Annotated in this window: 12 protein-coding genes; 9 read left to right on the top strand and 3 right to left on the bottom strand. The window is 65.3% G+C overall.

Annotation, left to right across the window (positions count from 1 at the left end):
- Positions 1-199: 199 nt before the first annotated feature.
- From CO675_RS37470 to CO675_RS37450, 5 genes are all read left to right on the top strand, one after another.
- Positions 200-901, top strand: a complete 702-nt coding sequence (locus tag CO675_RS37470; RefSeq protein ID WP_016843287.1) for a response regulator transcription factor — start codon at positions 200-202, stop codon at positions 899-901.
- A 110-nt stretch (positions 902-1,011) separates the two neighbouring features.
- Positions 1,012-2,820, top strand: a complete 1,809-nt coding sequence (locus CO675_RS37465) for a sensor histidine kinase (RefSeq protein ID WP_198964885.1) — start codon at positions 1,012-1,014, stop codon at positions 2,818-2,820.
- Complete coding sequence (locus tag CO675_RS37460; protein ID WP_097676894.1) at positions 2,817-3,257, top strand: HPr kinase/phosphorylase; 441 nt, start codon at positions 2,817-2,819, stop codon at positions 3,255-3,257. The genes CO675_RS37465 and CO675_RS37460 overlap by 4 nt, the downstream gene beginning before the upstream one ends.
- A gap of 214 nt (positions 3,258-3,471) precedes the next feature.
- Positions 3,472-3,873 (top strand): PTS sugar transporter subunit IIA, encoded by a 402-nt coding sequence (locus tag CO675_RS37455; protein ID WP_021076632.1) that lies wholly within the window; start codon positions 3,472-3,474, stop codon positions 3,871-3,873.
- Positions 3,870-4,196 carry an HPr family phosphocarrier protein gene (locus CO675_RS37450; RefSeq protein ID WP_097676893.1) on the top strand — a complete coding sequence of 109 codons (327 nt, stop codon included), beginning with the start codon at positions 3,870-3,872 and terminating at the stop codon, positions 4,194-4,196. Before CO675_RS37455 ends, CO675_RS37450 begins: the two co-directional genes overlap by 4 nt.
- 215 nt (positions 4,197-4,411) lie before the next feature.
- Here the strand turns inward: CO675_RS37450 and CO675_RS37445 are convergent, their stop codons facing one another.
- The 3 genes from CO675_RS37445 to CO675_RS37435 all read right to left on the bottom strand — a co-directional run bounded on the left by CO675_RS37445 (position 4,412) and on the right by CO675_RS37435 (position 8,359).
- Entirely contained in the window at positions 4,412-6,025 is a 1,614-nt protein-coding gene (locus tag CO675_RS37445; RefSeq protein ID WP_097676925.1) for a glycosyltransferase family 39 protein, read from the bottom strand.
- A 174-nt stretch (positions 6,026-6,199) separates the two neighbouring features.
- Positions 6,200-6,970, bottom strand: coding sequence for a M15 family metallopeptidase (locus CO675_RS41230; RefSeq protein ID WP_097676892.1), 771 nt, complete (start codon positions 6,968-6,970; stop codon positions 6,200-6,202).
- Positions 6,971-8,359 (bottom strand): YARHG domain-containing protein, encoded by a 1,389-nt coding sequence (locus CO675_RS37435; RefSeq protein ID WP_097676924.1) that lies wholly within the window; start codon positions 8,357-8,359, stop codon positions 6,971-6,973. It abuts the gene before it with no gap.
- A gap of 161 nt (positions 8,360-8,520) precedes the next feature.
- Here CO675_RS37435 and lepA point away from each other — a divergent pair, with 161 nt between their 5' ends.
- The 4 genes from lepA to CO675_RS37415 all read left to right on the top strand — a co-directional run bounded on the left by lepA (position 8,521) and on the right by CO675_RS37415 (position 13,558).
- The gene (lepA, locus tag CO675_RS37430) at positions 8,521-10,332 is read left to right on the top strand and encodes a translation elongation factor 4 (protein ID WP_097676891.1); all 1,812 of its coding nucleotides are present in this window, start codon (positions 8,521-8,523) and stop codon (positions 10,330-10,332) included.
- A 201-nt stretch (positions 10,333-10,533) separates the two neighbouring features.
- Entirely contained in the window at positions 10,534-10,869 is a 336-nt protein-coding gene (locus CO675_RS37425; protein WP_097676890.1) for a hypothetical protein, read from the top strand.
- A gap of 151 nt (positions 10,870-11,020) precedes the next feature.
- Complete coding sequence (locus tag CO675_RS37420; protein ID WP_097676889.1) at positions 11,021-12,247, top strand: MFS transporter; 1,227 nt, start codon at positions 11,021-11,023, stop codon at positions 12,245-12,247.
- 138 nt (positions 12,248-12,385) lie between these two features.
- Positions 12,386-13,558 (top strand): acyl-CoA dehydrogenase family protein, encoded by a 1,173-nt coding sequence (locus CO675_RS37415; RefSeq protein ID WP_097676888.1) that lies wholly within the window; start codon positions 12,386-12,388, stop codon positions 13,556-13,558.
- The last annotated feature ends 148 nt before the right edge of the window (positions 13,559-13,706 follow it).

Raw genomic sequence — 13,706 nt, 5'->3', positions numbered from 1 at the left:
CTTTGAAAAAAGGGCCTTTTCTCAAAGTCTCAGGGTGCTATATGGGGGTCCAACGCGTGGGCCGCAGAGCGTTTTTTGCGGAACTCGGTCACACTTCAGCCCAGCTTGCATTGCTCGTTGACCGCGTTCGAAGCCCATATTCTACGGCGAGTCGCCAGAGTGCCCGCCGTCCAAGCCACTCTCATTGTGAAAGCAGCTCATGCCCACAATCGCCTTGGTCGACGACGACCGCAACATTCTCACGTCGGTCTCGATCGCGCTCGAAGCCGAAGGCTATCGCATCATGACCTACACGGACGGTGCGTCGGCGCTGGATGGGTTTCGCACGTCACCGCCCGATCTTGCGATCCTCGATATCAAGATGCCGCGCATGGACGGTATGGAAACGCTGCGCCGGCTGCGCCAGAAGTCCGACCTGCCGGTGATCTTCCTCACCTCGAAGGATGAGGAGATCGACGAATTGTTCGGCCTGAAGATGGGCGCCGACGATTTTATCCGCAAGCCGTTCTCCCAACGCCTCTTGGTCGAACGCGTCAAGGCCGTGCTCCGCCGCGGCCAGCCGAAGGATCCGACCGCCGCGCCGAAGGAGCCGGACGCCCGCGCGCTCGACCGCGGCCTGCTGCGGATGGATCCCGAGCGCCACACCTGCACCTGGAAGAACGAGCCGGTGACGCTCACCGTGACCGAATTCCTGATCCTGCAGGCGCTCGCCACCCGCCCCGGCGTCGTGAAGAGCCGCAACGCGCTGATGGACGCGGCCTATGACGACCAGGTCTATGTCGACGACCGCACCATCGACAGCCACATCAAGCGGCTGCGCAAGAAGTTCAAAGTGGTCGACGACGATTTCGAGATGATCGAGACGCTGTACGGCGTCGGCTATCGCTTCAAGGAAGCCTGATCTGCGTGCCCCAGGCGGCTTGTTAACTGACAGGCTCCGCACGGCTGGGGTAAGCTCGGGCGACTGTCTGCTTCGCGGGACGACATCCATACCAACCGGCAGCTTTGCCAGTGCTTGATCGAACGCAGCTCGAGCAGGGACTGAACACCGAGGACGCATCGCAGCTCCTCGATCAAGAGGCCGTGGCCGACGATCTGGCGCAGGACAAGGGCTGGCGCCGTCCGCTCGGCTGGGTGCGCCGCGCCGGCCAGTTCTTCTTCGCGCTGTCGTTCTCGAGCCTGACGCGCCGCATCGTCTCGCTTAACCTCGCCGGCCTCGTCGCGCTGGTCGCCAGCATCCTCTATCTCTCGCAGTTCCGCGCCGGCCTGATCGAGGCGCGCACGCAGAGCCTTCTGGTCTATGCCGAGATCATCTCGGAGGCGATCGCGGCATCCGCGACCGTCGAAGGCAATACCGTCACCATCGATCCCGACCGGCTGCTCGACCTCAAGCCCGGCGAGAGTTTTGGCCAGCCGGATGAATCGGCGGATTTTCCGATCAATCCCGAGCGCGTCGCGCCGACCCTGCGCCGCCTGATCGCGCCGACCAAGACGCGGGCCCGCATCTTCGACCGCGACGGCGGCCTGATCCTCGACAGCCGCAACCTATTCGCGCGCGGCGACGTGCTGCGCATGGAGCTGCCGCCGCCGTCCGAGAAGCCGTCGCTGTATGAGAAGACCAGGGCCACGATCAAGACCTGGCTCAATCGCGGCGACCTGCCGATCTACCGCGAGCTCGGCCCCGAAGGCGGCAAGGGCTATTCCGAAGTCGCGCAATCGCTCGAGGGCATGAAGGGCAGCGCGGTGCGCGTCACCGATCGCGGCGCGATCATCGTGTCGGTTGCCGTTCCGGTGCAGCATTTCCGCGCCGTGCGCGGCGCATTGATGCTGACCACGCAGGGCGACGACATCGATCAGCTGGTGATGTCCGAGCGGCTCGCGATCCTCAAGATCGGCGGGGTCGCATCCGCCGTCATGATCATGCTGTCGCTGCTGCTGGCGAGCACGATCGCGGGCCCGGTGCGGCGGCTCGCCGAAAGCGCCGAGCGCGTCCGCAACCGCATCCAGACCCGCGTCGAGATTCCCGACTTCACCGGACGCCGCGACGAGATCGGCCATCTCTCCGGCGCGCTGCGCGACATGACCAACGCGCTCTACAGCCGCATCGAGGCGATCGAGATGTTCGCCGCCGATGTCGCCCATGAGCTGAAGAATCCGCTGACCTCGCTACGCTCCGCAGTCGAGACGCTGCCATTGGCGCGCAACGAGAACAGCCGCGCGCGGCTGCTCGCCGTGATCGAGCATGACGTCAGACGGCTCGACCGCCTGATCTCCGACATCTCCGACGCCAGCCGGCTCGACGCCGAATTGCAGCGCCAGGATATGGCGCCCGTCGATCTGCGCCGGCTGCTGACCACGTTGACCAGCGTTGCCAACGAGACCCGGCTCGGCCACGACGTCGCCGTCGAAGCCCGCTTCGAGGGCCGCGGACCGACCGACACGCTCTCGGTGCCCGGCCATGATTCCCGGCTCGGCCAGGTGATCTCGAACCTGCTGTCGAACGCGCAATCGTTCTCCAAGCCGGGCGACAAGGTGCGCATCGTCTGCCGCCGCACCCGCGGCGAGGTCGAGATCGTGGTCGACGATGACGGCCCCGGCATCGGCGAGGACGCGCTGGAGCGGATCTTCGAGCGCTTCTACACCGACCGGCCGCACCAGGGTTTTGGCCAGAACTCCGGCCTCGGGCTTTCGATCTCCAAGCAGATCATCGAAGCGCATGGCGGACGCATCTGGGCCGAGAACCGCGCGGGCCCTGCGGACGAAGACGGCAAGCCCACCGTCGCCGGCGCGCGTTTCGTGGTCAGGCTGCCGACACTATGAGCGACAATTCAAGCGTGCACGCATCCGCCGTTCTGGTCGGCGAGCGTGCGGTGCTGATCCGCGGTCCGTCGGGCGCCGGCAAGTCGCGCCTCGCCTTCGATCTGATTCTCGCCGGACGTACCGGAGCGCTTCCGCCGGCCATTTTGGTGGGCGATGACCGTGTCCATCTCGACACAGCCGGCGAACAATTGTGGGTTCGCCCGGCACAGCAATTGGCAGGTCTGATCGAGATCCGAGGCCTCGGAATCCGCCATTGTCCGTTCGCAGGCGAGGCCGTGGTCGGCCTGATCGTCGACCTTGCTGCCGACGATGCCGAGCGGCTACCGCCGCCCGAGGCGCTCAAGATCAGCCTTAATGGTGTTTCAATACCGCGAATTCCCGTGCCGGCAGGCTTCCAACCCCTGCCGCTGGTTGTCGCTGCGCTGACGACAACCTGAAAGTTCATCCTCCCGTAATCTTGCGGCCAATTGTGGGAAGGGAATTGGTAACCATATCACATCCACTATCGCGTCGGATTTTGCCGGCGCAGCCTCCCCTCTCTACCGCCAGGAACCGGGAGACTAGCCAAGATGCCCTCTTGCGCAGGGCCTCTGGATGGTCAAAGTGGCGCGTTCGTGCGGTGCACCAAAGGGCGCCCGCGAGGAGTTTCCGATGATTGGTCTAGTGCTGGTGACCCATGGGCGCCTTGCCGACGAGTTCCGAGCCGCGCTCGAACACGTCATGGGTCCGCAGAAACAAATTGAAGCAATTACGATCGGGGCCGAGGACGATTCCGATCTCTGTCGAAGCGACATCATCGAAGCGGTGAACCGCGTCGATAGCGGCGACGGCGTTGCGATCCTCACCGACATGTTCGGCGGCACGCCGTCGAACCTTGCGATCTCCTGCATGAGCCGCCCGAAGGTGGAAGTGCTCGCGGGCATCAATCTTCCGATGCTGGTCAAGCTCGCCAAGGTTCGCGAAGAGCGTTCGCTGCCCGACGCGATCGCGATGGCGCAGGAAGCCGGCCGCAAATACGTCACCATCGCCAGCCGCGTTCTCGCAGGCAAATGAGCGGCGCGGCCCCGGGCGAAAATCATGTCGGCCCGGGCGTGCCAGCGGGCGCCATCTCGCGTGAACTCCTGATCGTCAACAAGCGCGGCCTGCATGCGCGGGCATCGGCCAAGTTCGTTCAGCTGGTCGAGCGCTTCAACGCTGAGATCTGGGTGACGCGCGGTGGCGAGACCGTCGGCGGCACCTCGATCATGGGCCTGATGATGCTGGCCGCAGGGCCCGGCACCACGGTCGTGGTTTCCGCGAAAGGCGACGAAGCACAGCAGGCGCTGGACGCCATCGCCGAGCTCGTCGCCAGCAAGTTCAACGAAGAAGGCACGTAACGGCGGGCCTCGCGCCGCTACGCCAGGCCATCACCGTCACCCTGAGGAGCGCGCATCGCGCGCGTCTCGAAGGGTCGATGGCCCCGCCGGTGGCCGATTCATCCTTCGAGGCTCGCTCCGCTCGCACCTCCAGCGACAAAGGCGAAGCCTTTGCGCGGGGGTGACGGAAACCGCGCTGGCGACTGATCAAGTCAGTTGGCTACAATGCCCCAGCGCTACTTCGCCGGCGGCACCAGATAGACCTTCCACATCGTCGACGGACCGGGATGGCCGTTGAAGAAGCGCATGGTGTTCATCACCATCGGCTCGGCGTTCTTGGCATGCTCGGCCATCCACGCCTCGCATGGCTGCAGGAACACCGGATCGGTGGTGTCGCAGACGCCGATAAAGCCGAGGCGCTTGGCTTCGTCGAGCGACGTCAGTCCTGACGACCACGCTTCGCCCGGCACCAGCGAGGCCGGATGATCCGGACTGTAGAACGTCATCGGCTCGCCGATGTCGGAGCGTGCGACGACCACCGCCCAGCGCGAATGGAATCTGTCCTGCCAGGTCTGGGTCAGCTCGCGCGCCAATTCGGAGCGCGCGGCGTAGGTCGAGCCGCCGACACGGTTGGACGCGATCTCTTGCGTCGCGATGCTGGGCGCGGCGATCAGCGTGGCGATCGTGGCCACGAACCAGACCGCCGTGATCGAGAACAGCGCCATGCGCGGGAAACGCAGCGAAGGGATCGCAACCAGCGCAAGCGGCACCAGGAAGAACAGCGGGATGCCCCAATCGGTCTTGATATAGACGGTGAAGGCCAGCGCGCCGAGCGGCGGCCCGATCGCGACGATCGACTGGATGATCCAGATGTTGAGCGCCTGAGGAAGATTGACGGCCGGATTGGGACCGCGCGACCAGATCCGCGCCAGCACGTCCGACGGCCGCCATGGCACCGACCCGAGCAGCAGCGCCACCAGGCCCAGCACGGTCGGAATCGCGAGCAGCCCGAGATTGTGTATGATGTAGCCGATCACGAGCTGGACGTTGAGCTCGCGGCTCGACAGCGCGTAGACGTCGCCGGCATAGGTGAACGGCACGAAGTTCACCTCCTCCAGCCACACCAGATGCGGGATCATCGTCACGACCATCGTGCCGATCGCAACCCACGGCGCCGGCGAGCGCAGGAATTGCATGCGCTGCGGATGGATCAGCGCGGCAAGCCCGATCGCGCCGATCATCGTCACCACCCAGTACTTGGTCATCAGCGCCAGCATGCCGGCAAAGCCGAGCAAGAGCCCCGATTTGAAGCTGCGCTTCTCGAACGCGTTCAGATAAGCCAGCACCAGCAGCGGCAACGGCACCAGCTGCGCGAGGTCGGCGTTGTATTTGAAGCCCTTGAAATTGAAGATCGGGTAGAGCGCGAGCATCACCACCATGAAGAACGCACGGCGGCGATCGACGACGCGCAGTGCGATCAGCCAGCACACCACCAGCGCGAAGCTGACGGTTGCCATCGCAAGCGCGTAGGTCGACCAGTTGGTGACGGGGAAGATCCTGAACCAGACCCCGGCGATCCAGCCCGACAGCGGCGGATGCTTGCCATAGCCGAGCAGGAAGCGCTGGCCCCAGGCATAGGCCTCCGCGACATCCATATGGACGTCCTGCGCAGCCTTGAGCTTGACCAGGATCAGCGTCCACAGCACCGCGTGAACCAACGCGAAGCCGATCACGAACCACAGGCTGGTCCTGGGATCGACGGCGCGGGAGGCAATCCAGGCGGCGATCCGCCGGATCGTCAGTCTGCGGGTGGTGCGCCTTGCGGCAGGGAGAGCGGTGGCGGTCGACATGGCCTGTGCCTGAGGCATGACCCGGAAACGTGGAAAGTGGTTTCCTGGAAAGATCATGCCGAATGGAAGCGGAAGGAACGATGAGTGATTGCTCACCAGCGTTTCATCGCGCTTTAGCGCGTTTTTGTGGCCAGTGTAATCAGCTTGGCGTGAGAACGCCTCCAACCGGCCCCTTCACTTCTCGAGAAGCTCCGGCCGGTACTCGAAATGCATGGTATCGTAGTGGTACCACTTGCCGCCCCAGATGAAGCCATGGCGCTCGAAAATGTCGACGATCTCGCGCGGCATCCGGTTTTTATAGGGAATGGTCCCGCTGCCCTTGCCCGCCCATAGCCAGTAATCCGAGACCTTCAGGTTGAGGTCGATCGCGGCCGCGTAGCCATGCATGCTCATCCGCCCGGTATCGGCGACGGCGCGACAAGATAGCACACCCGCGATCGGGAAGGCCGCGGCGCGCAGCGCCGGATCGAGCGCATCGATCTCGGCGGAGACCTGCTTGAGACGCTCGGCGACGCCGTTGACCCGGGTGACCTGAACCGGCTTGCCCCAGGACCGCGGTAGCCAGGTGATCGTCACCAGGTTCCGCCTGACCTCGGCCGTGTTGCAATCGCCATACATCTTCTTGAAGAAGGCCTCGTTGCGGAAGCGGCCGGGATCGACATTCGTGGCCGGTGGCGCCGCCGGCCCGGACGGATAAGGCTGCCGCATCTGGTCGAGGATCGAGGCATTACGCAGCAGCTGATCGAATGGCTTGCCGGAGACGCCGTCGTCGACCGGCATCACGGTGCCGTCGCGCCAGGTGATCGTGGTGTCGTCATGGGCGGACAGCGCGTCGGGATAGGCGCGCACCAGGCGGTCGAGCAGTTCGCTGTTGCTCTGAGCATGCGCAAGCGGCGGCAGCAGCGCCAGCAGAGCAACGATGCAGGCGGGCCAGCGCGCGGCCATTCAGCGCTTTCCGGCCTGATCGATCAGCGCGACATTGGCCTCCTCGATCGCATTCAGCTTCGGATTCCAGCTGTTCGGCGCATACCAGGGGAAGCGGGCGAAATACGCCTTGAGATCGGCGGAATCGAAATAGCGTCCCCTGCGGGCGAAGATCTCGTTGCGTGCGATCCGCAACTCGTCCCGCGACAGCCGCCGCAGATCGGCAGGCGTCAAGAGACGCCGATCGGAATCCGGGAAGATGAAACCGCTTTGCGTCGCGCCGCCACCGGATTCGAAGCGATCGATCAGCGCGACATTCGCACTCTCGATCTCATTGAGCGGCGGATCCCATGAGCGGGGCACATACCATGCGAACCTGCTGAAGCGCGCGGTCAGGTCTGGCGCGTTGAAGTAGCGCCCGCGCCGCGCGAAGATTTCATTGCGCGCGATCCGCAGATCGTCCTTGCTGAGCACCCTGAGATCGCTCTCCGACAGCAGGCGGCTGTCGGAATCCGCAATGATGAAGTCCGATTGCGTGCGCACCACCGGCGGTGCCGACGGCGGCACGTTTTGTGAAGGCAGAGCTGGCGGCGGCAGGCTTTGCGTCGGTGGGATCACCGTCGCCGGCGGATCGGCGGTCGCGACCTGAGCCGGCGCGTTGCCGGCGAAATAGAACGAGCCGTCGATCGGCGAGGTCGAGACCCAGGGCTGCTGCGCGCTGCCGGTCGCGCGCTTGACGACGAGGCCGACCTGATTGAAGGCCTGCAGCACGTCGAGCCCGGGCTTCTGCATGGTGTCGACGAGCGCGCGCGTGTAGGGGCTGTGACCGTCATCGCCGTCGAGCGCGACGTTGCCAGGCTGGGTCGCATAGGACAACAGCGTGCCCTCGGGCGCGCGGATCTGGGCAAGGCCACCATCGGTGGCGCGCAGGCCGCGCCCGCCGAACGGATTGTTCCGGCAGGCATCCAGGATGACGATGTTGAGCCGCGTGCCCGCGCCTTCCATCTGCCGCAGCACGAGGCCCACATCGACCATCTGGAAATCGACATCGGCCTCGCGCACTGGATTCGCCGAGACCGGCACCAGATAATTCGTTCCGCGCACCTGGATGCCATGGCCGGCGTAGTAGAACAGCGCGACGTCGGCGCCGATCAGCTGGCTGCCGAAGCGCTGGATCGCAGCATCGAAACCGGCCTTGTCCAGATCGACCTGGGCCTGCCCGCCGACCAGCGCAAAGCCCAGCCGCTGCAGCGTGCCGGCCACGAGCTCTGCATCGCCCTTCGGATTCTGCAACCGCGACACGTTCTGATAGGTCGAATTGCCGACCACCAGCGCGACGCGCTTGTCGGCGACCGCCGGCGCGGCGAACAACATTGCGAGCAATCCGGCGGCGAGAAGGGTCCAGCGCATCGTCAGATCCACGGTTTTGGGCCGAAACACCTAGCAGAAACATGCCCGAAAATCGATCACGGCGGATCTGACTGAAACACGGCCGTGATTCGCCGTCACACCCCTGCAAAATACCGCAATATGGTTGCCCGTGCGGGGGTGCGGATGCTATCCCGCGCCCCATGACAACTGCCCCGATTTCGAACATCCGCAACTTCTCCATCGTCGCCCATATCGACCATGGCAAATCGACCCTTGCCGACCGCCTGATCCAGATGACGGGCGGCCTGTCGGATCGCGAAATGGCGGGCAAGGAGCAGGTGCTCGATTCGATGGATATCGAGCGCGAGCGCGGCATCACCATCAAGGCGCAGACCGTCCGGCTGAATTACCGCGCCAAGGACGGCAAGGATTACATCTTCAATTTGATGGACACGCCCGGCCACGTCGACTTCGCCTACGAGGTCTCGCGGTCGCTGGCGGCCTGCGAGGGTTCCCTGCTCGTGGTCGACGCCAGCCAGGGCGTCGAGGCGCAGACGCTCGCCAACGTCTATCATGCGCTCGACGCAGGTCACGAGATCGTGCCGGTCCTGAACAAGGTCGACCTGCCCGCGGCCGAGCCCGAGAAGGTCAAGCAGCAGATCGAGGACGTGATCGGCATCGACGCCTCCGACGCCGTGATGATCTCGGCCAAGACCGGCCTTGGCGTGCCAGATGTGCTGGAGGCCGTCGTCACCCGCCTGCCGCCGCCGAAGGGCGACCGCGACGCGACCTTGAAGGCGCTGCTGGTCGACAGCTGGTACGACGTCTATCTCGGCGTGGTCGTTCTGATCCGCGTCGTCGACGGCGTGATGAAGAAGGGCAGCCGCATCCGCATGATGGGCACCGGTGCTGCCTACGACATCGAGCGCGTCGGCTTCTTCACGCCGAAAATGCAGCAGGTCGACGAGCTCGGCCCCGGCGAGATCGGCTTCATCACCGCGGCGATCAAGGAAGTCGCCGACACGAGAGTGGGCGACACCATCACCGACGACAAGAAGCCGGTCACCGAAATGCTGCCGGGCTTCAAGCCGGCGATCCCGGTGGTGTTCTGCGGCCTGTTCCCGGTCGACGCCGACGATTTCGAGACGCTGCGCGCTGCGATGGGCAAGCTGCGCTTGAACGACGCCAGCTTCTCCTTCGAGATGGAAACCTCCGCTGCGCTCGGCTTCGGCTTCCGCTGCGGCTTCCTCGGGCTGTTGCATCTGGAGATCATCCAGGAGCGGCTGTCGCGCGAGTTCGATCTCAACCTGATCGCGACCGCGCCGAGCGTCATCTACAAGATGAAGCTGACCGACGGCACCGAGCTCGAGATCCACAACCCGGTCGACATGCCGGACGTGGTCAAGATCGCCGAGATCGAGGAGCCGTGGATCGAGGCCACCATCCTCACCCCGGACGAATATCTCGGCAGCGTGCTGAAGCTGTGCCAGGACCGCCGTGGTTCGCAGAAGGAGCTCACTTACGTGGGCTCCCGCGCGATGGTGAAATACGATCTGCCGCTCAACGAGGTGGTGTTCGATTTCTACGATCGCCTGAAGTCGGTCTCCAAGGGCTACGCCTCGTTCGACTACCATCTGACCGACTACAAGCCGGCCGACCTGGTCAAGATGCAGATCCTGGTCAACGCCGAGCCGGTCGACGCGCTGTCGATGCTGGTGCATCGCACCCGCGCCGAGGGCCGCGGCCGCGCCATGGTCGAGAAGATGAAGGAGCTGATCCCGCCGCACATGTTCCAGATCCCGATCCAGGCGGCGATCGGCGGCAAGGTGATCGCGCGCGAAACCGTGCGCGCGCTGCGCAAGGACGTCACCGCGAAGTGCTACGGCGGCGACATCACGCGCAAGCGCAAGCTCCTGGAGAAGCAGAAAGAAGGCAAGAAGAAGATGCGGCAGTTCGGCAAGGTCGACATTCCGCAGGAAGCCTTCATCGCCGCGCTCAAGGTGGATAGCTGAGACGCGGTCACGGCCCGTCGCCAGCCTGACGACATCAGCGCCGGACCGGTCCTGATCGAAAATCTCGAAAACAACCCCATGCACAGTAGCCGGATAGCTGACACGCTGTCGCAGGCGCACTTGTTGCCCATTCTTGTCCCGGCAACAAAACGCACCATGATTTGAATCGCCACGGCGCGGCGGCCCGACTAAGCTCCTCGCATGTTGCGTATCCTGTCTCTCTCGATCGTCATCCTCGCTTTGCTGCAGCCGGACCTGAGCGCGGCCGCTTCCTCGAAGAAGCGGCACGGCTCTACCCGCTGGCATGGCTACGGCTTCCTGCCCGGCTACCGCCAGCCGCCCAACGAGACCATTCCGGTGCTCGGCCCGCGCGGCGCCGCCCGCGGCTATCCGGACTTTTCGCCGGAATATTACTATGGCGGCGATTGGCACTATTTCGGCCGGCCCGGCTTCCATGGCGGCGGGCGCTACAATGGCGGCAGCTACGGCCCGTGCTGGGTCTGGACGCCGATCGGCCGCGCCTGGCAGTGCGGCTAGCCACGCGTCGCCGCGACATCTTGCGCATGCAACGCACAATCCGCTGATCCCGGAATGAGAGGCATGTTGCCCGTCATATTGCCCCCGGACCCCGGATAGGCCACCATCCTCGCTGCGCGCACCACAATAAACAACAGCGCCGGGGAAACGCATGAGCAAGGACGCTCGGTTCGACTATGGCTGGGTCGTCGTCGGCGCGGGCGCGCTGATGACCTGCGTCGGCTTCGGCACCATGCTGTCGCTCGCGGTGTTCCTGCAGCCGATCTCGGATGCGATGGGCTGGTCGCGCGCCGGTGTCTCGGCGGCCGCGACGCTGGATTTCCTCTGCATGGGATTTGCAGCGTTCGCCTGGGGCGCGCTGTCCGACCGCTTCGGCACCCGCGTCGTGGTGCTGGCGGGCAGCCTGCTGCTCGGGCTTGGCCTCGTGACGGCAAGCCAGGCAAAGACCCTGTGGCAATTCCAGCTCTGCTTCGGCGTGCTGATCGGGATCGCCGCCGGCAGCTTCTATGCACCGATGATGGCGCTTGCTAGCGCCTGGATCGACAAGCATCGCAGCCTCGCCGTCGCGCTGGTGTCGGCAGGCATGGGCGTATCGCCGCTGACGGTCGCGCCATCCGCCAGCTGGCTGATCACGGCCTATGACTGGCGCTTTGCGATGTTCGTGATCGGCATCGCCGCATGGGTGCTGCTGATCCCCGCATCGTTCCTGGTGCGCCCGGCGCCGCAGGGAACGAACGTTGCGATCGCAACGGCCGGCAATGCGCCGCAAGCGGAATGGACCGTGGCGCAGGCGCTGCGCACGCCGCAATTCATCACGCTGGCACTGGCGCATTTCGCCTGCTGTGCGGCGCATTCGGGCCCGATCTTCCACATGGTGTCCTACGCCATGGTGTGCGGCATCGCGCCGCTCACCGCGGTCACGGTCTACAGCCTCGCCGGCTTCTCCGGGCTCGGCGGACGGCTGCTGCTCGGGGTGCTGGCCGACCGGCTCGGCGCCAAGCCGGTGCTGGTCGGCGGCCTCCTGGTGCAGGCGCTGTCGATCGCGACTTATCTGGCGGTGGCGCAGCTCGGTGAGTTCTACGCGCTGTCCGTCGTGTTCGGGCTCGCTTATGGCGGCGTGATGCCGCTCTATGCCGTGCTGGTGCGCGAGTTCTTCGGCGCGCGCATCATGGGCACCGTGTTCGGCGCGGTGTCGGCCTTCGCGAGCCTCGGCATGGCGCTCGGGCCGTGGGCCGGCGGTTACGTGTTCGACACGTTCCATGGCTACACGTGGCTGCACGCCGGTTCCTTCGCGATCGGCCTTGCCGCGGTCGCGGTGGCGCTGAGTTTCTCCACCAAGCGCCAGCCCTCGCTCGATCTCGGCCGCGCCGCCGCCTGAGCGCGGCTGCATGCATCGCGCGGCCGCGATGGATAGCTGATCTGCATCGGCGCCGCCCCGCCTTGCCCTCCTTTGCCGGATGGGCCACCATCGCCTCAACCCGCCCAACAAGAACGTCGGAAGGGGCCGAGGACACGCATGAACAAGCCGCAGGGAGTAGACCTTGTCGAGCGGGCGCGCGCGCTGGCGCCGCTGATCATTGCTGAAGCCGACGAGATCGAACGGACACGGCGGCTGACGCCTGCCGTCACCGCGGCCCTGGTCGAGAACGGGCTCTATCGTGCGCTGCTGCCGAAGCGTTTCGGCGGCGCCGAGGCGACGCTGGACGCCTTCATGCAGATGCAGGAGGAGATCGCCAAGGCCGATGCCTCGACCGCCTGGTGCCTCGGCCAGTGCAGCGTCTGCGCCATGACCGCGGCCTATCTCGCGCCCGACGCAGCCAACGAGATCTTCAACACCGCGCCCGGCATCCTCGCCTGGGGCGCGATCGCCCATGAGGTCCGCGCTGAGCCTGGCGGCTACCGCGCCACTGCACGCTGGGATTTCGCCTCGGGCTCGCGGCAGGCGAGCTGGCTCGGCGCCCATGTCCGCGTCGTCGAGGCGGACGGCTCGCCGCGCAGGAAGGCCGACGGCGCGCCGGAGATCCGCACCATCCTGTTTCCGGTGTCGCAAGCCGTGATGTACGACGTCTGGGATGTGATCGGCCTGAAGGGCACTGGCACCGATTCCTATTCGGTCGACAATCTCTTCATCCCGGACAAATTCGCCGCGCTACGCGACGACCCCAGCGCGTGCCGCGAAGGCGGCCCGCTCTACAAGCTCTCCACCAACATGGTGTTCAGCATGGGCTTTGCCGCGACCTCGCTCGGCGTCGCGCGCGCCATGCTGGATGCGGCGACCGAGCTCGCCCGCGGCAAGACCCCGCAGGGCGTCAAGGCGATGCGCGACAACAACGCCGTGCAGGGCCAGATCGGCCGCACCGAGGCGAGCCTGCGCGCCGCGCGCGCTTATCTGTATGCGACGGCGAACGAGGTCTGGAGCGATCTCACCCGCGGCGATCCGATCAGCGAGGCACATCGCATCGCAATCCGCATCGCCTCGACCTGGACCATCCACCAGTCGGCCGCCGTGGTCGACATCGCCTATCACATGTCGGGCGCAACGGCGGTGTTTGCGAAGAATCCGTTCGAGCGGCGGTTTCGCGACATGCATGCGATCGCGCAGCAGATCCAGGCCCGCGACACACAATATGAGGACGCAGGCAAGGCGATCCTGGCGGGGAATCTGGGCGCGCCGCCGACGTCGCGGTAAGCGCGTCAGGTTGGACGCGGACTCATAAATCCGCCATGTCAGCTGTACCCTCTACACCGGATATCGCCGGGTGACCGTGGCACGTCGCCTCTTGACCGATTTTGTTGCAAAAGTCGGTTGCTCGCGATGGATCGTTCGGTCATGTCGC

Origin of the sequence: Bradyrhizobium sp. C9, from assembly GCF_002532045.1 — a bacterium.
GTDB lineage: Bacteria > Pseudomonadota > Alphaproteobacteria > Rhizobiales > Xanthobacteraceae > Bradyrhizobium.
Note: the sequence above shows the minus strand (reverse complement) of the source record. Positions and strands in the feature narration are given on the sequence as shown.